Raw genomic sequence first — 22,441 nt, 5'->3', positions numbered from 1 at the left:
GCCAGAGGCATAGGAAGCGGCGCGCAGGCCGACGAGGAAAGAGCAGGAGACGAGATGAAGTATCTCAAACGCATCGGCATCGACACCTACATGCTGCTGCTGATCGCGACGGTGTGTCTTGGCGTGCTGCTGCCCGCGCAAGGCGTGGCGGCTGGCGGGCTGAAGCATCTGACCTTCTGGGCCGTCGCGCTGCTGTTCTTTCTTTACGGCGCCAAGCTGGACCCGACCTCGGTGCGCGCCGGTCTGATGAACTGGCGGCTGCAGGGGCTGACCTTTGCTGCCACCTATCTGATGTTCCCGCTGATCGGGCTGGCGCTGGCGGCAATCTTCTCGGCCGCGCTGGGGGCCACGGTGACGCTGGGGCTGATGTTCCTGTCGGTGCTGCCCTCGACGGTGCAATCGTCGATCGCCTTTACCTCGATTGCAGGCGGCAACGTGCCTGCGGCGATCTGTGCGGCGTCGCTGTCGAACATCGTTGGCGTTGTCCTGACCCCGCTTCTGGTGGCGCTGCTGCTGCACACCGGCGATGGCGGCGTCAGCCTCGACTCGGTGATCAAGATCGGCACGCAGATCCTGCTGCCCTTCGTGGTCGGGCAGATCGCGCGGCCGTGGATCGGCGCCTTCGTGAAGCGACACAAGGTGCTGACCATGGTGGTCGATCGCGGCTCGATCCTGCTGATTGTCTATTCGGCGTTCAGCGCGAGCACGGTTTCGGGCCTGTGGCAGTCGATCCCGGTCGCCAGCCTGATCATGCTGGCGCTGGTGGTGCTGGTCTTCCTGGCGATCACAATGGGCCTGATGGTCGGAGCCGGGAAGGTCTTTGGCCTGCCGTATCCGGACCGGGCCGTGCTGTTCTATTGCGGTTCCACCAAGAGCCTTGCCTCTGGCCTGCCGATCGCCACGGCGCTGTTCGCGGCGGACAAGGTGGGGGCCATCGTTCTGCCGGTGATGATCTATCACATGAGCCAACTTCTGGTCTGCGCCTTCATCTCGCAAAAAGCGGCGCGGCGCGAGGACACTGGCGCGGTGCCGGCGAACTGAGCTGCTTTGCAGCGTGAAATTTGAAGAGACCCGGCCCGCGCCGGGTCTTTTGCGTTGATGGGGGGGCACTGCCCGCTTTGTCATCGGCATAGGCTGAGCCTAACCACTGCGGAAGAAATTCGTAATTTTTTCGATGCGTCCCAAGCGATAGAAGCGGCAGTATCGGCCCGTCGCCAGCAAAGGACATCACATGCCCACAGAAACCATCGATACGCTTGTCATTGGCGCCGGTCAGGCCGGGGTGGCCATGAGCGAGCATTTGGGCCGCGTGGGCATTCCGCATCTTGTGCTGGAACGGGATCGGATCGCCGAGCGCTGGCGCACCGGGCGCTGGGACTCGCTGGTCGCCAATGGACCGGCGTGGCACGATCGCTTTCCCGGCATGGAGTTCGACGGGGATGGCGAGGCCTTTGTCGGCAAGGACGACGTTGCCCGCTATTTCGAGCGTTACGCCGAAAAACTGCACGCGCCGATCCGCTGCGGTGTCGAGGTGACGCGGCTGCAGCGGCTGGCAGGGCAGGCGGGCTTTCGCGTCGAAACCTCGGAAGGGGTGATCGAGGCGCGCAACGTGGTCTCGGCAACCGGCCCGTTCCAGACGCCGGTGATTCCGCCCGTGGTGCCGCAGCAGGCGCCGGTCACGCAGATGCACTCGGCCGGCTATCGCAACCCGGAGCAATTGCCCGACGGGGCCGTGCTGGTGGTGGGCGCGGGCTCGTCCGGGGTGCAGATCGCCGACGAGCTGAACCGGGCGGGGCGCGAGGTCTATCTCTCGGTCGGGCCGCACGGTCGCCCGCCGCGGCGCTATCGCGGGCGGGATTTCGTCTGGTGGCTGGGCGTCCTAGGCCTGTGGGACATCGAGGCCCCGGCACCGGGCACCGAGCATGTCACCATTGCCGTCAGCGGCGCAGAGGGCGGGCGCACCGTTGATTTCCGCCGCCTCGCGTCGGAAGGGATCACGCTGGTGGGCCGGACCGAAAGCTATGCGGACGGTCGCATCCGTTTCGCCGGCGATCTGCGCGCGAACGTCGAGAGTGGGGATGCGGATTATCTCGCGATGCTCGACAAAGCCGACGATTTCGTCGTGCGCAACGGGCTCGATCTGCCGGAAGAGCCCGAGGCCCGCGCGCTGCTGCCCGATCCCGATTGCATGCTGACGCCGCTGGAGACGCTTGATCTGGCGGGTGCCGGGGTGGGCAGCATCATCTGGGCGACCGGCTATGCGCTGGACTATGGCTGGATGGAGCTCGACGTCTTCGACGAGAGAGGCCGCCCGCGTCATCAGCGTGGTGTGTCGCCCGAACGCGGGCTCTACTTCGTCGGACTGCCGTGGCTGTCGCGGCGCGGCTCGAGCTTTATCTGGGGCGTTTGGCACGATGCCAAGCATATCGCCGACCAGATCGCCATCCAGCACACCTATGACACCTATAATGCCATGGCCCTTGGCCTTGGCGGCGGCAGCAAGGCCGCGGAATAACCAACGGAGCGCCAGATGGCTCATACCCGCATTCGCAAGTTCAACACCAAAGACACCTACCCCGAGCAGAATCTCGACAACGACCTGTGTCAGGCGGTGGTCGCCGAGGGCAAGATGGTGTTCCTGCGCGGCCAGTGCCCGCAGAACCTCGATGATGCCAAGAACATCGAGAGCCATGACCCGGTCGAGCAGACCCATAAGGTCATGCAGAACATCCGGCAGCTGATGGAGGAGTGCGGCGGCGCGATGGAGCATGTCTGCCGCGTGCAGGTCTTCCTGACCGACGTGCGCAACCGCGAGGCGGTCTACCGGACGATGGGAGAATACATCAAAGGGGTGTATCCGGTGTCGACCGGGCTGGTCGTGACGGCGCTGGCGCGTCCCGATTGGCTGGTCGAGATCGAGGCGACCGCGGTCATTCCCCACGACTTCAAGGCCTGATCCCGCATGACTTTTTCGCTTGTTGCCCGCTGTCCTGAGACCGGCATGTTCGGTCTGGTGATCTCGTCATCGTCTCCCGCCGTGGCGGCGCGCTGTTCCTATGCCCGCGCCGGAGTGGGTGCCGTGGCCTCGCAGAACGTCACCGATCCTTCGCTCGGGCCGCTGGCGCTGGACCTGATGGAAGCCGGAAAATCCGCGCCGGAGGCGGTGGAAGAGGTGCGGGCGCGCGGCCAGTTCATCGAATACCGGCAGGTGCTTGCTGTGGATGCCGAGGGCCGCACGGCGATTCATTCCGGCCCGAACTCGCTGGGCATCTGGACGCAGGCACAGGCCGAGAACGCAGCGGCAGGTGGCAATCTGCTGGCCAATGACAGCGTGCCCGAGGCGATGGTGGATGGCTACCTGGGCGCGGCGGGTCACATCGGCGACCGGCTGATCGCCGCGCTGCGCGCCGGGTTGGCGGCGGGCGGAGAGGCCGGGCCGGTGCATTCTGCGGGCATGAAGATCGTCGACACGGTGGCGTGGCCGGTCGCCGACCTGCGCTGCGACTGGACCGAAGACTGCCCGATCGCGGCGGTCGCCAAGGCTTGGGAGGTCTACAAGCCGCAGATGGATGCCTACGTGCAACGCGCTCTCGACCCGCGCGAGGCGCCGTCTTACGGCGTACCGGGCGACGAATGAGAGAAGGGCAGGGCGGCCACGCGCCGCCTTGCCGATAGGCGCGGACGCCGGAGGGTCAGCCGACGATCAACTGCTTGAGTTGCAGCGCCTCAAATTCGAGCGCGGTCAGGCGATAGTTCACCACGTCGCCAATCGAGACCATGCCGATCAGCGCGCCGTCTTCCAGAACTGGCAGATGGCGGAATCGTCCATCGGTCATCCGGCGCAGCACACGCACCAGCGACTCGTCGCGACCGCAGGTCTCGAGGTCGGTGGTCATCAGGTCGGCCACGGTCTGCGGCAGCGTGCCGCCGGGTGTGTCGGCGAGTTGGCGGACGATGTCACGCTCGGACAGGATGCCGACCAGTTCGCCCTGCGGGTTCTTCACCAGCAGCGCGCCGATGCGCTTGTCGCGCAGCACTTTCACCGCATCGGCAATGGTCTCCTGCGGCTGCACCCAGTAGAGATCGCCGGTCTTGGTGTCCATGACATGGCCCACCGTCGCTTCGGCGGCAGAGAGGTTGGTTTCCACCGATTGGCTATGAGTCTTTTCGTGACCGTCGTCGTCGCGTGTATGAGGCTTGTATGATGCGGGCATAATGCTCCCCTCCTTGAACCTCTCTAAGGTTAGTGCAATCAGCGCACCTGTAAACGCATTCTGACGGAGAGCTGCGCCCCATGCCCGAGTTTACGCTGTCACCGGCCAGTGCCACGGTGATCTTCGTGATCGCCTGTCTTGCGGGATACCGCTATCGCAGCGTGTGGAAGGCAGAGGGGCCGCGCTGGCAATTGTGGCTGTTTGGCGTGGTCGCGGCGGTCTGCCTGCTGGTGCTTGGGCTGACGCCGCTGACCGGGGTCTGAGCCCCTCACGTTTGCATGCGCGGCCACGCCCGAAGGGATTTTCGGGCGCGGCGCAGCTCCTCAACCGCCGGTTACGGCCAGACCGGCGCGCCTTCGAGACCGGACGTTTCAGGTAACCCGCACATCAGGTTCGCGTTTTGCACCGCGTGCCCCGCCGCCCCCTTGCCGAGATTGTCCACCACGCCCATCGCGATCACCAGATTGCGCGCCGGATCGGCGGCATAGCTGACCATTGCCAGATTCGAACCTGTTGCCCATTTGGTCTGCGGCGGCCTGTCAGCGACCCTGGCGAATGGCCGATCAGCGTAGAAGCTGCGGGCCGCATCAAAACACTGCTCGGTGCTGGCGCTGCCGCGGCAATAGACCGTCACCAGCAGGCCGCGGGTCATCGGCACCAGATGCGGCGTGAACACCAGCCCCTCGGCGCTGCCGCCGCCGAGCGTCGCGATGGTCGTCTCCATCTCGGGCATATGCACATGTCTGAGCAGGCCATAGGGTTGCAGGTTCTCGTTGCTTTCGGCGTAGCCGAAGCGGCTGTCGGCGCCGCCACGCCCGGCGCCTGAAATGCCGGTCTTGGCATCGACCACGATGTGATCGGGCTGGATCAGCCCGGCGGTTAGCAGCGGTGCCAAGGCCGTCAGCGTCGCGACAGGGAAGCAGCCGGGATTTGCGATGCGGCTGCGGCCTTTGATCCGCTCTGGCCAGACGTCGGCCAAGCCATAGGCCCACCCCGCGGCGTAGCGGTGATCCCCGCCGATATCGACAATCTTGACCGTTTCGGGCACGCGCGCCAGCGTCTCGGCAGAGGTGCCGGTTGGCAGCGACGCGAAGAGCAGATCGAGCTTTGGCAGCGCTTCTGGCTCCCATTTTTCAATCACCAGACCCGCCAGTTTGAGCGGCACGCCGGGGAAGCGGTCGATCAATCGGCTGCCGGCGCTGCTGTCGCCCGCGGCGTAGACCAGTTCGAATGAGGGATGGCTGGCGATCAGTCGCAGCGCTTCGCCGCCGCCGAAACCGCTGATGCCGACAATGCCGACGCGAATGCTCATGATGGTATCCTTCCAAGGTGCGCAAAATACAAAGCCCCCGGAGCCGAGGGCTGCGGGGGTTCGGAAAACGCGGGTCGAGGGTGATCCGGCGATCGGCCTTTTACAAAGAGCCGGGGGCCACGCCAAAGGCCACTGATCGACGCGCAGCCCGAAGAGCCGCCGCTTGGATGCGGCGTCGACGTCGATCAGAGAAGGTTTGGATCCCGAACATGGTCTGATGAAATGTCGGGGACCGGGCGTTTGGTCAAGCGGTCGTTGGCCCCGCGGCGCCCGTTCGTGGGTTTTGGAGGCAATGAATCCGTGCCCGGCTGGGCGGCGACCGCTGCGTCAACGTCGCCGACCGGCTGCAAGACATGAAAACGCCGGCCACGGGGCCGGCGCAAAACAGATCACGATCAAAGTGACGCTCAGGTCGCGGCGCGTTCTTCGCGCTCCATGTCCTCGAGCATCTTGCGGGCTTTCGGACAATGCAGCCGGTCGCGCAGCGGGCTGTCGGGATCGATCTCCTGCTTGCAGACGACGCAGTGATCGGCGTCGGCGATCGCGTTGAGCCCGCCGCAGCTGCCCTTGATCGTGCGCCCGTTGAGAATGACGCCGAGCGCCATGCCCAGCATCACGATCATCAGAAGTCCGAAAGCAAGGATAAAGGTCGACACGGCGGTCCCCCTTTCAGCGGTTGCGGCGGTTCAGGCTCAGGCCTGCAGCGCGGTGAAGCGCTTGCTCGGCGTCAGTTCGAAGCCTTTGTCGCCCGCTTCGCCCGCACGATCAATGAACAGCGCGGCCATATCACGTTCATTTGCGATCTCGAGACCACGCTCGCGGCCCAGAACCAGCAGGGCGGTCGCCCACGCATCGGCCAGCATGGCGTTCTCGGTCATCACGGTCACCGAGGCGGTGTTGTGGGTGACCGGGCGACCGGTGGTGGCGTCGATGATGTGCGAGTAGCGCTTGCCTTCGTAGTCGAAGAAGTTGCGGTAATCGCCCGAGGTTGCCATGCCCATGTCCGACACGGCCACGACCTGCTGAACGCCGCGGTTGAACACTTCGGGCGTCTCGATGCCAATGTGCCACGGCTGGCCGTCGGGGTTCTTGCCGGCAGTGTAGAGATCGCCGCCGACTTCGACCATGTAGTCGGTGATGCCGAAATCGGCCAGCGTGCGTGCCACTTGGTCGATGCCGAAGCCCTTGCCGATGGCCGACAGGTAGACTTCCGCTTCGGGGCGCATCTTTTGCAGCGCACGATCGCCGACGTTCACCGATTGTGCCTGACCGCAGCAGGCCAGCGCCTGTGCGATTTCCGAATCGCTGGGCATGTCCGAGCGGGTTTTGCCAGCGCCGAAGCCCCACAGATCAAGCAGCGGGCCGACGGTGACATCGAAGCGGCCATCGGTGGCGGCGTTGATGTCCTGCGCGGCCTTCATCACGTGCGCCACTTCGTGCGACACGGCGAAGTTGTCGGTGGCGCCCGCGGCGTTGAAACGCGAGATTTCTGAGCTGGTGTCCCAGTTCGACATCTGCGTGTTCACCTTTGCAAGGCTGGCGTCCACGGCCTGCTGCAGCTCGGCCTTGTCGATCTTGTTGCTGTGGTCGATGGCGGCGATCGAGTAGCTCGTGCCCATGGTGAGGCCGGAGAGTTCGAGCACGGACCACCCTTTCTTGCACGCTGCCAATGCAAAAGGCATCACGAGGAAGCTACGGCGAGAAAAGGTCAGAGGGTTCATCCGGGATCTCCGCAAGAAACTGTTGGGTCGACGATGAGACAAAGGGCTTCTGAGCCGTTTTGGCGGGTGATTCAATATTAAATTGGAAACTTTCTCGTCAAACTCTTCCAAACTGCTGCGTTGCAGCGCATAAGGCTGCCGGAAAATGGACAGGACGAAGCGACGTGCAGCAATATACGTTGAGAAAAGGTCTCGATGTCCCGGTGCTGGGGACACCCGAAGGCGGAATCGAAGACGGTGCAGCGGTCCGGACCGTTGCAGTTCTGGGGCAGGATTACATCGGTTTGAAGCCGAGACTGGCGGTTCAGGAGGGCGATGCAATCGCCGCCGGCGCGCCGATCTTCGCCCATAAGGACACGCCCGAAGTACAGGTCACCGCACCGGTGTCTGGCCGAATCAAGGCGATCAACCGTGGCGCCCGCCGCGTGCTGATCAGCGTTGAGATCGAAGTTGACCCGAGTGCAGCCGAGCCGGTGGACTTCTCCTCTGTCGGGGATGCGACCACTGCGGCCGGTCTGACCGAGCGTCTGTGCGCGTCGGGCCTGTGGACCTCTTTCCGCACCCGTCCCTACTCGAAGGTGCCCGCTGCAGACACCAAGCCCGCCGCGATCTTTGTGACCGCGATGGACAGCGAGCCGCTGTCGGGCGACGCCGCCGCGATCATCGCCGAGGACAGCGCCGCCTTCGCCCGCGGCCTGCAGGCGATCACCCTGCTGACCGAGGGCAACACCTACCTGTGTCAGGAGATCGGCAAGGACGTGCCCGGCGCAGACCTGCCCGGAATCACCGCCGCAGGGTTTTCCGGTCCGCACCCCTCGGGGCTGGCTGGGACGCACATGCACTTTCTCGAGCCGCCGTCGGCCGCGAAGACCGTGTGGAGCATCGGCTACCACGACGTGATTTCCATCGGGAAACTGCTGGAGACCGGGAAGCTTGATTCGTCGCGCACCATCGCGCTGTCGGGGCCGCTGTGCAGCCGCCCGCGCCTCGTGCGGACCATCGCCGGTGCTTCGATGACCGATCTGCTGGGCGATGATCTGAAAACGGACACGCCCGTGCGGATCATCTCCGGCTCGATTCTCAGCGGTCACGCCGGTGAGGGGCCGACCGCCTATCTTGGCCGCTACGCGCGCCAGATCACGCTGATCAAGGAAGACCACGAGCAGATTCCGATGGGCTGGATTCGTCCGATGCCGTCGAAATTCGCGGTTCAGCCGGTGCTCGGTTCGGCCTTTACCAAGAAGCTCTACGCGTTGACCTCGAACCTCAACGGCGGACGCCGCGCCATGGTGCCGATCGGCACTTTCGAAAAGCTGATGCCGCAGGACTTCCTGCCGACTCAGCTGCTGCGCGCGCTGCTGGTGATGGACACCGACACGGCGCAGGCGCTTGGCGCGCTGGAGCTGGATGAAGAGGACCTTGGCCTCTGCGGCTTTGCCTGCCCGGCCAAATACGAATATGGCATCGCCCTGCGCGACAGCCTCACCAAGATCGAGAAGGAGGGGTAAGGCCTTGGGTCTGCGCAATTTCTTTGATCGGATCGAGCCGCAATTCCTGAAGGGCGGTCGCTTCGAGAAATACTTCCCCATCTACGAGATGGTGGAAAGTTTCATCTATACCCCGAAGACGGTGACCACCGCCGCGCCGCATGCCCGTTCGTACATCGACATGAAGCGGATCATGACCTATGTGGTGTTGGCGACCATCCCCTGCATCCTCTTCGGCATGTACAACACCGGTCTGCAGACCAACATGGCGATCGCCGAGTACGGCGCATCGGGCTGGCGCGCGTGGATCATCGACACGCTCGGCATCGGGTTCAACCCGTCCAACCCGCTGGCCAACATCCTGCATGGCCTGCTGTATTTCCTGCCGATCTATATCGTCACGCTGATCGCGGGCGGCATCTTCGAGGTGATCTTCGCGGTCGTGCGCGGCCACGAGGTGAACGAGGGCTTCCTCGTCACCTCGATGCTCTACACCCTCATCATGCCGGCTTCTGCACCGCTGTGGCAGGTCGCGCTTGGCATCATCTTTGGCGTGGTGATCGGCAAGGAAGTCTTTGGCGGCACCGGTAAGAACTTCCTCAACCCGGCGCTGGTCGGACGGGCGTTCCTATACTTCGCCTATCCGGCGCAGATGTCCGGTGACAGCATCTGGACCCCGGTGGACGGCTTTTCCGGCGCCACCGCGCTGGCGATCGGCGCCAGCGACGGCCCGGCAGCGCTGCCCGAGCGCGGCATCGACTGGATCGACGCGTTCCTCGGCACCATCCAAGGCTCGTTCGGCGAGACCTCGACGCTGGCCTGTCTGATCGGCCTCGCGTTCCTGCTGACCACGAAGATCGCCAACTGGCGGCTGATCGTCGGCTGTCTGGGCGGCATGATCGCCTTTTCGACGCTGCTCAACCTGATCGGCTCGGACAGCAACCCGATGTTCGCGATGCCGTGGTACTGGCATCTGGTGATCGGTGGCTACGCCTTCGGCCTCGTGTTCATGGTGACCGAGCCGGTGTCGGCCAGCCACACCAACATGGGTCGCTACATCTACGGCGCACTGATCGGTTTCATGGTTGTGATGATCCGTGTCGTGAACCCGGCGTTCCCCGAGGGGATGATGCTTGCGATCCTGTTCGGCAACGTGTTCGCGCCGCTGATCGACTACTTCGTCGTCCAGGCCAACATCAAACGGAGGGCCAAGCGCAATGTCTGACACCAACGCGAACAAAGGCATGATCCGCCGTTTCCTCGACATGCCGAACGACTCGGTGCCGAAGACCGTGACGGTGGCCGTGGTGCTGTGTCTCGTGGCCTCGATGATCGTCTCGGCTGCGGCGGTGTCGCTGCGCCCGGTGCAGGAGGCCAACCAGCTGCGCGACAAGCAGTCGAACGTGTTGCAGGTGGCCGGGGTCTACGATCCCAACATCAGCGTCGCCGAGGCCTTCGAATCGATGGAGCCGCATGTGCTCGACCTGTCGACCGGTGAGTTCACCGATCAGTTCGAGATCGACACCTTCGACCAGCTTGCTGCCACCGGTGATCCGGCGATCATCCGTGCGCTCGACGAAGATCCGGCAGGGCTCGGCGGGCAGATGCAGGCGTTCCGCATGATCTACATCCTGCGCACCGAGGACGGGGCCATCGACAAGGTGATCCTGCCGATCGAAGGCTACGGCCTGTGGTCGACCCTCTACGGTTTCATCGCGCTGGAAGAGAACGGCAACGACATCTTCGGTCTGCAGTTCTACCAGCACGGCGAGACGCCCGGCCTTGGCGCCGAGGTGGACAACCCGCGCTGGAAAGCCCTTTGGAACGGCAAGAAGCTGCGCGACGAAGACGGCGATCTGCAAATCACCGTGGCCAAGCAGCCGCCGGCGGCGGGCCGCGAGTACTATATCGATGCGCTGGCCGGGGCGACCCTGACCTCGCGCGGTGTCGACAACCTTGTCCGCTTCTGGATGGGTGAACAGGGCTACGGCCCGTTCCTCGAGCGGCTGAAGGCAGGAGAGATCTGATGGCTCACAAACGCCAATCGCAACTTGTCGATCCGCTGGTCGACAACAACCCGATCACCCTGCAGGTGCTGGGCATCTGCTCGGCTCTTGCGGTGACCTCGTCGCTGAGCGTGGCCTTTGTCATGGCTCTGGCGGTGACCTTGGTGACGGGCTTCTCGTCGCTGTTCATCTCGATGCTGCGCAACCAGATCCCGGGCTCGATCCGGATCATCGTGCAGATGGTGATCATCGCCAGCCTCGTAATCCTCGTGGATCAGGTGCTGAAGGCCTATGCCTACGAGATCTCCAAGACGCTGTCGGTTTTCGTCGGCCTGATCATCACCAACTGCATCGTGATGGGCCGCGCCGAAGCCTTCGCCATGAGCAACCCGCCGGTGGCAAGCTTTGTCGACGGCATCGGCAACGGTCTCGGCTACGGGCTGATCCTGATGATTGTCGGCTTTATCCGCGAGTTGTTCGGCTCGGGCTCGCTGTTCGGCATCACCATCATGGAGACGGTGAACAATGGTGGCTGGTACGTGCCCAACGGCCTGCTGCTGCTGCCGCCCTCGGCCTTCTTCGTCATCGGCCTGCTGATCTGGGCGATCCGCACGTGGAAGCCGGGTCAGGTCGAAGAGCGTGAATATAAGATCCAGACCGCGGAGGCGCACTGATGGAAGGTCTCGTCTCTCTCGCCGTAAAGGCCATCTTTGTCGAGAACCTCGCGCTGTCGTTCTTCCTCGGCATGTGTACCTTCATCGCCGTGTCGAAGAAGATCTCGACGGCGATCGGCCTCGGTATTTCGGTGATGATCGTGCAGACCATCACCGTGCCCGCCAACAACCTGATCCTGAACTACCTGCTGGCGCCGGGCGCGCTGGCATGGGCCGGTTTTCCCAACGTGGACCTGACCTTCCTTGGCCTGATCTCCTACATCGGGGTGATCGCCGCGCTGGTGCAGATCCTCGAGATGGTGCTCGATAAGTACTTCCCGCCGCTCTACAACGCGCTGGGTGTGTTCCTGCCGCTGATCACGGTGAACTGCGCCATTTTGGGTGGCTCGCTGTTCATGGTCGAACGCGCCTACGATTTCCCCGAAGCCGCCACCTACGGCATCTCTTCGGGCTTCGGCTGGGCTCTGGCGATCACCGCCATGGCCGGCGTGCGCGAAAAGCTGAAGTACTCCGACATCCCCGACGGGCTGCAGGGTCTCGGCATCACCTTCATCTCCGCGGGACTCATGGCGCTGGCCTTCATGTCCTTCAGCGGCGTGAATCTCTGAGGCAGGGGGCAACGAACAATGGAAACATTCAGCCTAGGCGTCATCCTGTTCACCCTGATCGTGATCGCGCTGGTGACCATCATCATCGCGGCACGCTCGCGGCTGGTGTCTTCGGGCAACGTCAACATCACCATCAACGGCGAAAAGACCATCTCGGTCCCCGCCGGCGGCAAGCTGCTGCAGACCCTCGCCGGACAGAAACTGTTCGTGCCGTCGGCCTGTGGCGGTGGTGGCACCTGCGCGCAGTGCCGCGTGCGTATCCATTCGGGCGGCGGGTCGATCCTGCCCACCGAGGAATCGCACATCACCAAGCGTGAGGCCTCCTGCGGCGACCGCTTGTCGTGTCAGGTCGCGGTCAAGCAGGACATGGAGATCGAGGTTCCCGAAGAGGTCTTCGGCGTCAAGAAGTGGGAATGCACCGTGCGTTCCAACGACAACGTCGCGACCTTCATCAAGAACCTCGTGCTGGAACTGCCCGAAGGCGAAGACGTCAACTTCCGCGCCGGTGGCTACATCCAGATCGAGGCGCCCGCGCACAAGCTGTCCTACAAGGACTTCGACGTTGCCGAGGAATACCGCCCCGACTGGGACAAGTTTAACCTCTGGCAGTACGAGTCCACCGTCGACGAGCCGATCGAGCGCGCCTATTCGATGGCGAACTACCCCGATGAAAAGGGGCTGATCATGCTCAACGTGCGTGTGGCCTCGCCGCCTCCGGGTTCGACCGGCATTCCGCCGGGGCAGATGTCGTCGTACATCTTCAACCTCAAACCCGGCGACAAGGTCACCATCTCGGGTCCGTTCGGCGAGTTCTTCGCCCGCGACACCAAGAAGGAAATGGTCTTCATCGGCGGCGGCGCGGGCATGGCGCCCATGCGCTCGCACATCTTCGATCAGCTCAAGCGGCTCGAGAACCGCGACCGGAAGATCACCTTCTGGTACGGTGCCCGCTCGAAGCGCGAGATGTTCTTCGTGGAGGACTTCGACCAACTGGCCGAAGAGTTCGAGAACTTCGAATGGCACGTCGCTCTGTCGGATGCGCTGCCCGAGGACGAGTGGAAAGGCTACACCGGCTTCATCCACAACGTGCTCTATGAAGAGTACCTCAAGGACCACCCGAACCCCGAGGACTGCGAGTTCTACATGTGCGGCCCGCCCATCATGAACCAGTCGGTGATCAACATGCTGCTTGATCTGGGCGTGGACCGTGAGGACATCATGCTCGACGACTTCGGCGGCTAAGCCGGGCGGACAGATCACGGAAGAGGGGGCCTTGGCCCCCTTTTTCTTTGCTTGGTCTCAGGCCGAGGGGCGGGTGCGGCGAAACACTAGGGCGAAAGTTTCCAAACGGGTCTTGGGGCGCCGGCCCTTGAAGGCTGCGGCGGCGGGAGCCGCGGCTGTGGCAAGGGGCGTGGTCAGCGCTCGTAAAGTTCGAGCGGCAGCCCGTCCGGATCGGCAAAGAAGGTGAACCGCCTGCCCGTGAGGTCATCTCTGCGTAGGGGCTCCACGTCGACGCCGTGCGCCTCCAGCCGTGCGACCGCCGCCTCTATGTCAGCGACGGTAAAGGCGAGATGGCGCAGGCCTTTGGCCTCAGGGCGTGACACCCGCTCGGGCGGATTGGGAAAGCTGAAAAGCTCCAGCTGGCCGCCGCCGGGCACCGCCAGATCGAGTTTCCAGCTGTCACGTTCGGCGCGGTGGGTTTCTGCGATCACCGTCAGCCCCAGAAGATTGACATAGAACGCGCGGCTTTTCGCGTAGTCGCCGCAGATCAGCGCGACATGGTGCAGGCCTTCGATCATTCTTTGTCTCCCGAAGGGTCGGTAGGGTAGGGGCGCCGCCTTTATAGCAACCGACAGAGACGGGTCCCGTCTGGCTTTGGCTTCAGACGAACTGTTCGCGGATCAGACGCTCTTCCAGGCCGTGACCGGGGTCGAACATGACGCGGTGAGCGACATTGGGCTCGGAGCGGATATCAACGCGCACCACGTCGCGCACCGACTGGCTGTCGGCCTCGGCCATGACCGGGCGCTTTTCGTGCTCCAGCACCTCGAAGGAAACCTCTGCCGCCTTGGGCAGCAGCGCGCCGCGCCAGCGGCGCGGACGAAAGGCAGCGACAGCGGTCATCGCCAGAACCTCCGATCCGATCGGCAGGATCGGCCCGTGGGCGGAGTAGTTGTAGGCGGTCGAACCGGCCGGCGTGGCCAGCAGTGCCCCGTCGCAGACCAGTTCCGGAAGGCGCAGCTTGCCGTCGACGTGGATCGCCAGCCGCGCCGCCTGCGGGCCGGTACGCAGCAGCGAGACTTCGTTGATCGCCAGCGCCTCTTTGATGGTGCCGTCGAGCGTTGTGGCGCGCATCGACAATGGGTTGATCACCGCTTCTTCGGCTTCGCGCAGGCGCTCTTCCAGCCCGTGCTCGGAATAGGCGTTCATCAAAAACCCCACCGTGCCGCGGTTCATGCCGTAGACGGGCACGTTGAGTTCCTGCGTGCGGTGCAGCGTCTGCAGCATGAACCCGTCCCCCCCCAGCGCCACGATCACATCGGCGCCCTGCTCGGCGTGGTCGCCGTAGCGATTGCTCAACGCGGCGTGGGCGGCCTGCGCGATGGGCGCGCGCGAGGCGCAGAAGGCAATTCTCAGTGACATGGGGACATGGGCCTTGGGTGTCCTGTGGTTTCCTGTCCCTGGCGGGACGTTCCGAAACAATCACAAGTTTTCCCGGGCCGCCAGAGAGGGCGCAAGAGAAACGCAAGCTGTCGCTTTGACATCTTTGCGTTACGCGCGGTTTCCTTTACTCAGGCCGCGGAACTCGAATCCTTGACACTCCGGAGGCTTGCCCATGACCGCAGCGCCCAATGACACCGGCTTCTTCACTGAAGAGCTTTCGTCGCGTGATCCCGAACTTTTCGCAGCCATCACCGGCGAGCTTGGCCGCCAGCGGGACGAGATCGAACTGATCGCGTCCGAGAACATCGTCTCCCATGCCGTCATGCAGGCGCAGGGTTCGGTGCTGACCAACAAATACGCCGAAGGCTACCCGGGCAAACGCTACTATGGCGGCTGTGACTGGGTCGACGTGGCGGAAAACCTCGCCATCGACCGCGCCAAGCAGCTGTTCGGCTGTGACTTCGCCAACGTGCAGCCGAACTCGGGCTCGCAGGCGAACCAAGGTGTGTTCACCGCGCTGATCCAGCCGGGTGACACGATCCTCGGCATGAGCCTCGACGCGGGCGGCCACCTGACCCATGGCGCGCGTCCGAACCAGTCGGGCAAGTGGTTCAACGCGGTGCAATACGGCGTGCGCAAGCAGGACAACCTGCTGGACTACGATCAGGTTGCCGAACTGGCGAAAGAGCACCAGCCCAAGCTGATCATCGCCGGCGGCTCCGCCATCCCGCGCCAGATCGATTTTGCCAAGATGCGCGAGATCGCCGACAGCGTCGGCGCTTACCTGCACGTCGACATGGCGCACTTCGCCGGCCTCGTGGCGGCGGGCGAGCATCCGTCGCCCTTCCCGCATGCGCATGTGGTGACCACCACCACCCACAAGACCCTGCGCGGCCCGCGCGGCGGCATGATCCTGACCAACGACGAGGCGATCGCCAAGAAGGTCAACTCGGCGATCTTCCCCGGCATTCAGGGCGGCCCGCTGATGCATGTCATCGCCGGCAAGGCCGTGGCCTTCGGCGAGGCGCTGCGCCCCGAGTTCAAGGACTACGCCAAGCAGGTGATCGCCAACGCTCAGGCGCTGTCGGACCAGCTGATCAAGGGTGGCCTCGACACGGTGACCCACGGCACCGACACCCACGTGGTGCTCGTTGACCTGCGCCCCAAGGGCGTGAAGGGCAACGCCACCGAGAAGGCTCTGGGCCGCGCACACATCACCTGCAACAAGAACGGTGTGCCGTTCGACCCGGAAAAGCCGACCGTGACCTCGGGCATCCGCCTTGGCTCGCCCGCCGGCACCACCCGCGGCTTCGGCGAGGCGGAATTCCGCAAGATCGCCGACTGGATCATTGAGGTCGTCGACGGTCTGGCTGCCAACGGTGAAGAGGGCAACGCCGAGGTCGAGGCCAAGGTGAAAGGTGAAGTCGAGGCATTCCTCAAGGGCTTCCCGATCTACCCGTCGCTCTGAGCTTCGGATCGTCGAGAGATTGAGGGGCGGGCCGCAAGGTCCGCCCTTTTCGCTTGGGCATTGCGCCTTGTTGCTCGTAGCCAAGGCCAGAGGCCGTCGGACAAGGGTCGGCCGGTCGTCCCGATGGTGGCGCCATTTCGAGCTCTGTGCCTTCGGCGTGCTGGGCGGGCTGGTGCTTTGGCGCCGGAGCGCGAGTTTTTTCGGCTCATGGGGGGCTGAAATAATGTGGGCCGCTGTCACCGCCGCGCTGGCCCACGGGCAGAGCTGCGTCCGTGCGCTGCACGGCCTGCTCGGCAAATACATGCGCCCTGCATCTATTTTCCGCCAGCCCCCTTGGCGACGCGGGGAAAAACCGCTCTACCTTGGCGGCAGGCCCGTATCCCTGTCGCTCCCCCGGGCCGGCGACCAGCCCCCGAGCCATATGCCCACCAAATCCGCCTCGCCCCTCACAGTCCTGCGCATTCCCGCCTTTCGCGCCCGTTGGACCGCCTCGATGGCCTCCAACCTTGGCACGCTCGTGCAATCGGTTGGCGCGGGTTGGATGATGACGCAGATTTCCGACAGCGACGCCATGGTGGCGCTGGTCCAGGCTGGGGTGACGGTGCCGACCATGTTGTTCGCGGTGTTTGCTGGCACGCTGGCCGACAATTTCGACCGCCGCAGGGTAATGATCGGGGCGCAACTGTTCATGATGGCCTCGGCGGCGCTGCTGTGCTCGCTGGCGTGGTTCGATTTGCTGACGCCGTGGCTGCTGCTGGTGCTGACCTTCCTGATCGGCACCGGCTCGACCTTCTTCAACCCGTCTTGGCAGGCCTCGCTGGGGGACATTGTGCCGCGCAACGACCTGCCGTCGGCGGTGGCACTGAACTCCATGGCCTTCAACGCCATGCGCTCGATCGGTCCGGCGATCGGCGGCATTATCGTCGCCGTGGCGGGCGCCGCGGCGGCCTTCGCGCTCAACGCGGTGAGCTATGTGCCGATGATCGCCGTGCTCTGGCGCTGGAAGTCGCCGCCGCCGGACAGTTCACTGCCGCCCGAGCCGATGCGTCTCGCGGTGGGCTCGGGGCTGCGCTACGTCGCCATGTCGCCGAACTTGATGAACGTCATGGCGCGCGCCTTCCTCTTTGGGTCCGGCTCAGTTGCTGTGCTGTCGCTGCTGCCGCTCATTGCGCATGAGAGATTGGGCGGCGACGCCTCGACCTTCGGCATCATGCTGGGCTGCTTCGGCGTCGGCGCTGTGATCGGCGCGCTCAACAATGCCCGGCTGCGCGACCGCTTCGACAATGAGCATCTGGTCCGGGTGGCGGCGCTGGCGGCGGTGATCGGCACCTCGATCCTCGCCGTTGCGCCGACGCTGCTGCTCTGCCTGCCAGCGCTGCTGCTCAACGGCATGGCATGGACGGTGGCGCTGTCGCTGTTCAATGTGACGGTGCAGCTCTCGACGCCGCGCTGGGTGGTGGGCCGGGCGATCGCGCTTTACCAGTCGGCCAGCTTTGGCGGCATGGCGGCGGGCAGCTGGGTCTGGGGCTCTGTCTCGGATGGCTGGGGGCTGGGCACCGCGCTCACGGGCGCGGCAGTGCTGCTGGCCATCGCTGCAGTGGTGGGCTTCAGGATGCCGCTGCCGGAATACAGCGATCTCGATCTGTCGCCACTCGACCGGTTCAAAGCACCGGAGCTACATCTCGACCTGAAAATGCGCAGCGGCCCGATCGTTGCCTCGACCGAGTTCGAGATCGACCCGGACGATGTGCCCGAGTTTTTGGAAATCATGGCCGAGCGGCGCCGTGTGCGCATCCGTGACGGGGCGCAGAACTGGGTGCTGATGCGCGATCTCGAAGATCCGCGACTGTGGGAGGAGACGTACCACGTGCCCACTTGGGTCGAGTACATCCGCCACAACACCCGCCGCACCAAGGCCGATGGCGGCACGTTCGAGCGGCTGATGGCGCTGCATCGCGGGCCGGAACGGCCGCACACCCGCCGGATGATCGAGCGCCAGTCGATCCCGCGGCGCCGCAGCGGCGTCTACGATTTCAACATCTGAACCGGCGGCGCGCCACAGCGGCGCGCCGCGCCAACACTACGTGTTGTCATCGTTGTCGTCATAGCCCTCGTCGCCGCGCCGGAAGGAGGTCACCCGGTCCTCGCGCGCGTGATATGGCGTGCCTTCCTCGGGCGCGGTGGACGCCGCAGCCGGCGCGGTCTCTTCCGAGAAGGGCAGAGCGCCGCCGGGCTTGGCCATATGCACGTGCATGTCGGTCTGCGGGAAGGGGATCGAGATGCCCTCGCGGTCGAAAGCCTCTTTCACCTGCCGGGTGAGATCCCAATAGACGGTCCAGTAATCCTCGACATTGACCCAAGGGCGGCAGATGAAGTCCACCGAGCTGGCGCCAAGTGCGTTGACCCGGATCACCGGAGCCGGGTCGTCGAGGATCAGTGGATGTTCGGCGACCACCTTCTCGAGCACCTCCTGCGCCTTTTCGATGGAGTCGCCGTAGCCGATGCCAAAGGTGAAATCGACGCGGCGGGTATCGCTGGCGGTGACATTGGTGATGACATCGCCCCAGACCTTCGAGTTCGGAATGACGATCACCTGATTGTCGGGCGTGACCACGGTGGTGGAGACGATCGACACCGATTGCACCGTGCCGCCGGTGCCGGCGACGGTGACGTAATCGCCCTCATCGAAGGGGCGGTTGATCATGATCATCAACCCCGCGGCGAGATTGCCCAATGTGTCCTGCATCGCAAAAGCGATGATGAAGGACGCACCGCCGACCAGTGCGAAGAGCGGGGTGACATCGATCCCCAGCGCGCTCAGCACAATCATCAGTCCAAAGGCGATGGTCAGCCAGTAGATCACCATGACGATGAAGGCCTGCAGCAGTTTCGACAGGTCCGGCACCCGCGACAGTGCCCGCCGCGCCACGCCGCGCACGGCCCGGGCGATGATCAGCAGGGCCAGCAGCGAGCCGACGATCACCGCCACACGCAGCGCCAGCTGCAGCCCGCCGTCCTCGTCCGTCGCCCAGTTCGCGGCCTGCGCCAGCAGCGTGCGCCAGTCGGCGCGCTGGGTCTCGTCGACGTGGATGGCACCGCGATAGGCGCGATACCCGGCCACCTCGGCCTCGTCTCCGCCCTTCGCCTCCAGCGCGCCGACCACGGTGCTGAGGTTGTCGAACGCGTCGTTGCGGAACTCGACGAGTTGGGTCAGCCGTTCGCGCGGGACCTCCTCGCCGTTGGCCTCGCGGGTGTTCACGGCCAACTGTTCCTGAACCACCGCCTTGGTCATGCCCTTGGCGATCCGTTCCCACGCCTGCGCCAACTGCGATAACTCGGCGACGGTCAGGGGAAGCGTGCGCAGCGCCAGTTCGTCTGCAGAGATCGACGGATCGGTCAACGCGCTGAGCAGGGCAGCGTCGCTTTCCGGCGCCAGCGGCGCGTCTGCAGCCCCGGCTGCGGACAGGACGTCCGGCCGGGTGATCGCCGCCTGACTGCCCCGCTCTTCGGCGCTTTCGATGATCTGTTCCACGGGGGTGGGCGGCGCTTCGGGCGTCTCGGCCGCTGCCTCGGACGGCGTGTCGGCGGTTTCCTGCGCGTCGGCGGTCGTGGCGAAGCAGGCGGTCAGAGAAAGTAGAAGAATGCGAAGAAATGGCAGTATGTCGCGCGGCATAAAGGCCTCGATTCAAGTCGTGATTTCAAAGGATTGGTGGGGTTCAAAAAGTCTTTAAGCGAGTTTAGCAGGACATCGGCGGCGAAACACCACCCAAGCGCGTTTGAGGCTCTTGGCCTTCGCACTAAGCGAGAGAAAGCACTTCGGTGCGGCGCCCGCGTTGCATAAAGCTGCGCTTGCAAAAGAAACACCCGGCGGAAGGTCCGCCGGGTGCTCGTTGTCTCCAGTGCCGCTTTGGGCCGCGGCTCAGCCGGGGTTCTTGGCGAAGCGCAGGTAGGGCAGCTTGATGTCCAGCTCGCCGTATTTCTCGGCGGCCTGCTCGTTGTCGAGCGAGGTGGCCACAACCACGTCCTCTCCGACCTGCCAGTTCGCCGGTGTCGCGATCGGCGCGCCGTAGGTCAGCTGCAGCGCATCCAGCGCGCGCAGCACTTCGCCGAAGTTGCGACCGATGGTCATCGGGTAGGTCATCGACAGCTTCAGGGTCTTGTCGGGCGCGATGATGAAGACAGAGCGCACCGTGGCGCTGTCGGCCGGGGTGCGGCCGTCGGGCAGATAGGCTTCGGCGGGCAGCATGTCGAAAGCTTTCGACACTTCCAAACCTTCGTCGGCGATGATCGGAAAACCAGCAGCGGTGCCTGCAACGCTCTCGATGTCGCCCTTCCATTTCTTGTGATCCTCGACGCCGTCGACCGAGACGCCGATCACCTTGGTGCCGCGCTTGGCCCATTCATCCGCCAGCTGCGCGACCGCGCCGAACTCGGTGGTGCAGACAGGGGTGAAGTCCTTGGGGTGCGAGAAGAGGATCGCCCAGCTGTCGCCGATCCAGTCGTGCAGGTCGACCTCGCCCTGATCGGTAACCACGTGAAGGTTCGGGATGGTGTCGTTGATACGCAGAGCCATGGGAATGTTCCTTTCCTGTCCGAGTGAACGGCTTTTGGTCTCGCGAAATAGATACGTCCGCATGTCTTGATGTAAAGAGCCCGCTTGCAGCGGGCGCGGCGCGGTGACACTGTGCGGCCAGGGAGAATTTGATCAAATTCAGAATTGCGGAGAGCATCATGATCGAAACGCGCCAGTTCTACATCGACGGCCAATGGGTAAACCCGGCAACGCCGCGCGACCACGCGGTGGTCAACCCCGCCACGGAAGAGCCCTGCGCCGTCATCTCGCTGGGCGATCAGGCCGACACGGACGCCGCCGTCGCGGCGGCCAAAGCGGCGCTGCCGGGCTGGATGGCGCTGCCTGTGGCAGAGCGCATCGGCTATGTCGAGAAGCTGCTCGAGGTCTACAAGGCGCGCGCCGAGGAGATGGCGCAGGCGATGACGCTTGAGATGGGCGCACCGATCTCGCTGTCACGCGCTTCGCAGGTCGGGGCGGGCACCTTCCACCTTACCAACTTCATCCGCGCCGCCAAGGAGTTCCCCTTCGAGCATGCTCTGCGCGCGGATACCCCCGAGCACCGGATCATCCATGAGGCGGTGGGCGTCGCGGCGCTGATCACCCCGTGGAACTGGCCGATGAACCAGATCACGCTGAAGGTCGGCGCCGCCGCCGTGGCGGGCTGCACCATGGTGCTGAAGCCTTCCGAGGAGAGCCCGCTCGACGCCATCCTCTTTGCCGAGATGATGGATGCGGCGGGCTTCCCCAAGGGCGTGTTCAACCTCGTCAACGGTGATGGCGCGGGCGTTGGTGCGCAGCTCTCGTCGCATCCGGATGTGGATATGGTCAGCTTCACCGGCTCGACCCGCGCGGGCCGGGCGATCTCCAAGGCCGCGGCCGACACGCTCAAGCGCGTGCACCTCGAACTGGGCGGCAAGGGCGCGAACCTCGTCTTTGCCGATGCCGATCCCGAGGCGGTGACGCGCGGCGTGCTGCACATGATGGAAAACTCCGGCCAGAGCTGCAACGCGCCCTCGCGTATGATGGTCGAGGCCGCCTTCTACGACAGCGCGGTCGAGCAGGCGGCACAGACAGCCGACGCGGTGAAGGTGGGCCCGCCGCAGGACGAGGGCGATCACATCGGCCCGGTGGTGAACGAGGTGCAATGGACGAAGATCCAAGACCTCATCCAGACCGGTATCAACGAAGGTGCGCGCCTCGTGGCTGGCGGCCTTGGCCGTCCGGAGGGGCTCAACAAGGGGTTCTACGTTCGGCCCACGGTGTTCGCCGATGTGACCCCCGAGATGACCATCGCGCGTGAAGAGATCTTCGGCCCGGTGCTGTCGCTGATGAAGTTCGAGACCGAAGAGGACGCGGTGCGCATCGCCAACGACACGCCCTACGGCCTGACCAACTACGTGCAGAGCCAAGACGCCGCGCGGGTGAACCGCCTGTCGCGTCAGCTGCGCTCGGGCATGGTGCAGAACAATGGCACGGGCCGCGCTGCGGGCGCGCCCTTCGGGGGCATGAAGCAGTCGGGCAATGGGCGCGAGGGCGGCAGCTTCGGCATCCTAGACTTCCTCGAGGTGAAATCGGTCAGCGGCTGGGCCGCCGAATAACCCTTTCATCTTTCCAAGAAATACTCACAGCGGGGGAGCCCCCCCAAGAAACACACCTTTTTCTTTCTTTGGGCGACTCCCACAAGAAGAGTTGTTGGGCAACGAAAGCGGGCAAA

The 22,441-nt window shown here is 64.4% G+C and carries 22 protein-coding genes; 14 read left to right on the top strand and 8 right to left on the bottom strand.

Annotation, left to right across the window (positions count from 1 at the left end):
- The first annotated feature begins 54 nt into the window (after positions 1-54).
- The 4 genes from ACXAJT_RS19005 to ACXAJT_RS18990 all read left to right on the top strand — a co-directional run bounded on the left by ACXAJT_RS19005 (position 55) and on the right by ACXAJT_RS18990 (position 3,637).
- Positions 55-1,041 (top strand): bile acid:sodium symporter family protein, encoded by a 987-nt coding sequence (locus ACXAJT_RS19005; protein WP_475237620.1) that lies wholly within the window; start codon positions 55-57, stop codon positions 1,039-1,041.
- Positions 1,042-1,231: 190 nt separating this feature from the next.
- Positions 1,232-2,515, top strand: a complete 1,284-nt coding sequence (locus ACXAJT_RS19000; RefSeq protein ID WP_475237619.1) for a flavin-containing monooxygenase — start codon at positions 1,232-1,234, stop codon at positions 2,513-2,515.
- Positions 2,516-2,530: 15 nt separating this feature from the next.
- Positions 2,531-2,956 carry a RidA family protein gene (locus ACXAJT_RS18995; protein ID WP_475237618.1) on the top strand — a complete coding sequence of 142 codons (426 nt, stop codon included), beginning with the start codon at positions 2,531-2,533 and terminating at the stop codon, positions 2,954-2,956.
- A 6-nt stretch (positions 2,957-2,962) separates the two neighbouring features.
- Positions 2,963-3,637 carry a DUF1028 domain-containing protein gene (locus tag ACXAJT_RS18990; protein WP_475237617.1) on the top strand — a complete coding sequence of 225 codons (675 nt, stop codon included), beginning with the start codon at positions 2,963-2,965 and terminating at the stop codon, positions 3,635-3,637.
- Positions 3,638-3,692: 55 nt separating this feature from the next.
- Here the strand turns inward: ACXAJT_RS18990 and ACXAJT_RS18985 are convergent, their stop codons facing one another.
- Positions 3,693-4,214, bottom strand: coding sequence for a CBS domain-containing protein (locus ACXAJT_RS18985; protein WP_475237616.1), 522 nt, complete (start codon positions 4,212-4,214; stop codon positions 3,693-3,695).
- 80 nt (positions 4,215-4,294) lie between these two features.
- On the opposite strand from ACXAJT_RS18985, the gene ACXAJT_RS18980 reads away from it, so the two are divergent.
- Complete coding sequence (locus ACXAJT_RS18980) at positions 4,295-4,477, top strand: hypothetical protein (RefSeq protein WP_475237615.1); 183 nt, start codon at positions 4,295-4,297, stop codon at positions 4,475-4,477.
- Positions 4,478-4,548: 71 nt separating this feature from the next.
- Here ACXAJT_RS18980 and argC read toward each other — a convergent pair whose 3' ends face one another.
- The 3 genes from argC to ACXAJT_RS18965 all read right to left on the bottom strand — a co-directional run bounded on the left by argC (position 4,549) and on the right by ACXAJT_RS18965 (position 7,208).
- A complete protein-coding gene (gene argC / locus ACXAJT_RS18975; RefSeq protein WP_475237614.1) occupies positions 4,549-5,526 on the bottom strand; it encodes an N-acetyl-gamma-glutamyl-phosphate reductase in 978 nt (325 codons plus the stop codon).
- 407 nt (positions 5,527-5,933) lie between these two features.
- Positions 5,934-6,182 carry a (Na+)-NQR maturation NqrM gene (nqrM, locus tag ACXAJT_RS18970; RefSeq protein WP_475237613.1) on the bottom strand — a complete coding sequence of 83 codons (249 nt, stop codon included), beginning with the start codon at positions 6,180-6,182 and terminating at the stop codon, positions 5,934-5,936.
- Positions 6,183-6,218: 36 nt separating this feature from the next.
- On the bottom strand, positions 6,219-7,208 hold the full coding sequence (locus ACXAJT_RS18965) for an FAD:protein FMN transferase (RefSeq protein WP_475237752.1): 990 nt from the start codon (positions 7,206-7,208) through the stop codon (positions 6,219-6,221).
- Positions 7,209-7,411: 203 nt separating this feature from the next.
- On the opposite strand from ACXAJT_RS18965, the gene ACXAJT_RS18960 reads away from it, so the two are divergent.
- The 6 genes from ACXAJT_RS18960 to nqrF are packed head-to-tail and all read left to right on the top strand — an operon-like array spanning position 7,412 to position 13,264.
- Positions 7,412-8,755: a Na(+)-translocating NADH-quinone reductase subunit A gene (locus ACXAJT_RS18960; RefSeq protein ID WP_475237612.1), complete on the top strand. Its 1,344-nt coding sequence runs from the start codon at positions 7,412-7,414 to the stop codon at positions 8,753-8,755.
- 4 nt (positions 8,756-8,759) lie between these two features.
- Positions 8,760-9,959, top strand: a complete 1,200-nt coding sequence (locus ACXAJT_RS18955) for an NADH:ubiquinone reductase (Na(+)-transporting) subunit B (RefSeq protein ID WP_475237611.1) — start codon at positions 8,760-8,762, stop codon at positions 9,957-9,959.
- Positions 9,952-10,761 carry a Na(+)-translocating NADH-quinone reductase subunit C gene (locus tag ACXAJT_RS18950; RefSeq protein ID WP_475237610.1) on the top strand — a complete coding sequence of 270 codons (810 nt, stop codon included), beginning with the start codon at positions 9,952-9,954 and terminating at the stop codon, positions 10,759-10,761. Before ACXAJT_RS18955 ends, ACXAJT_RS18950 begins: the two co-directional genes overlap by 8 nt.
- The gene (locus ACXAJT_RS18945; protein WP_475237609.1) at positions 10,761-11,414 is read left to right on the top strand and encodes an NADH:ubiquinone reductase (Na(+)-transporting) subunit D; all 654 of its coding nucleotides are present in this window, start codon (positions 10,761-10,763) and stop codon (positions 11,412-11,414) included. The genes ACXAJT_RS18950 and ACXAJT_RS18945 overlap by 1 nt, the downstream gene beginning before the upstream one ends.
- Positions 11,414-12,022 (top strand): NADH:ubiquinone reductase (Na(+)-transporting) subunit E, encoded by a 609-nt coding sequence (gene nqrE / locus ACXAJT_RS18940; protein WP_475237608.1) that lies wholly within the window; start codon positions 11,414-11,416, stop codon positions 12,020-12,022. The genes ACXAJT_RS18945 and nqrE overlap by 1 nt, the downstream gene beginning before the upstream one ends.
- A gap of 18 nt (positions 12,023-12,040) precedes the next feature.
- A complete protein-coding gene (gene nqrF, locus ACXAJT_RS18935; RefSeq protein WP_475237607.1) occupies positions 12,041-13,264 on the top strand; it encodes an NADH:ubiquinone reductase (Na(+)-transporting) subunit F in 1,224 nt (407 codons plus the stop codon).
- Between the two features lie 173 nt (positions 13,265-13,437).
- Here nqrF and gloA2 read toward each other — a convergent pair whose 3' ends face one another.
- Together gloA2 and ACXAJT_RS18925 are read right to left on the bottom strand one after the other, a co-directional pair.
- A complete protein-coding gene (gene gloA2, locus ACXAJT_RS18930) occupies positions 13,438-13,821 on the bottom strand; it encodes an SMU1112c/YaeR family gloxylase I-like metalloprotein (protein WP_475237606.1) in 384 nt (127 codons plus the stop codon).
- Between the two features lie 82 nt (positions 13,822-13,903).
- Entirely contained in the window at positions 13,904-14,665 is a 762-nt protein-coding gene (locus ACXAJT_RS18925) for an NAD kinase (RefSeq protein WP_475237605.1), read from the bottom strand.
- Positions 14,666-14,858: 193 nt separating this feature from the next.
- On the opposite strand from ACXAJT_RS18925, the gene glyA reads away from it, so the two are divergent.
- Both glyA and ACXAJT_RS18915 read left to right on the top strand, forming a co-directional pair.
- Positions 14,859-16,154, top strand: coding sequence for a serine hydroxymethyltransferase (gene glyA / locus ACXAJT_RS18920; RefSeq protein ID WP_475237604.1), 1,296 nt, complete (start codon positions 14,859-14,861; stop codon positions 16,152-16,154).
- Between the two features lie 421 nt (positions 16,155-16,575).
- On the top strand, positions 16,576-18,198 hold the full coding sequence (locus ACXAJT_RS18915) for an MFS transporter (RefSeq protein ID WP_475237603.1): 1,623 nt from the start codon (positions 16,576-16,578) through the stop codon (positions 18,196-18,198).
- 36 nt (positions 18,199-18,234) lie between these two features.
- Here ACXAJT_RS18915 and ACXAJT_RS18910 read toward each other — a convergent pair whose 3' ends face one another.
- Together ACXAJT_RS18910 and ACXAJT_RS18905 are read right to left on the bottom strand one after the other, a co-directional pair.
- Complete coding sequence (locus ACXAJT_RS18910; protein ID WP_475237602.1) at positions 18,235-19,827, bottom strand: mechanosensitive ion channel family protein; 1,593 nt, start codon at positions 19,825-19,827, stop codon at positions 18,235-18,237.
- A gap of 246 nt (positions 19,828-20,073) precedes the next feature.
- On the bottom strand, positions 20,074-20,727 hold the full coding sequence (locus ACXAJT_RS18905) for a peroxiredoxin (RefSeq protein WP_475237601.1): 654 nt from the start codon (positions 20,725-20,727) through the stop codon (positions 20,074-20,076).
- Positions 20,728-20,885: 158 nt separating this feature from the next.
- Here ACXAJT_RS18905 and ACXAJT_RS18900 point away from each other — a divergent pair, with 158 nt between their 5' ends.
- Positions 20,886-22,325: an aldehyde dehydrogenase family protein gene (locus tag ACXAJT_RS18900; protein ID WP_475237600.1), complete on the top strand. Its 1,440-nt coding sequence runs from the start codon at positions 20,886-20,888 to the stop codon at positions 22,323-22,325.
- The last annotated feature ends 116 nt before the right edge of the window (positions 22,326-22,441 follow it).

The organism is Salipiger sp. ABF4_146 (assembly GCF_056161345.1).
Note: the sequence above shows the minus strand (reverse complement) of the source record. Positions and strands in the feature narration are given on the sequence as shown.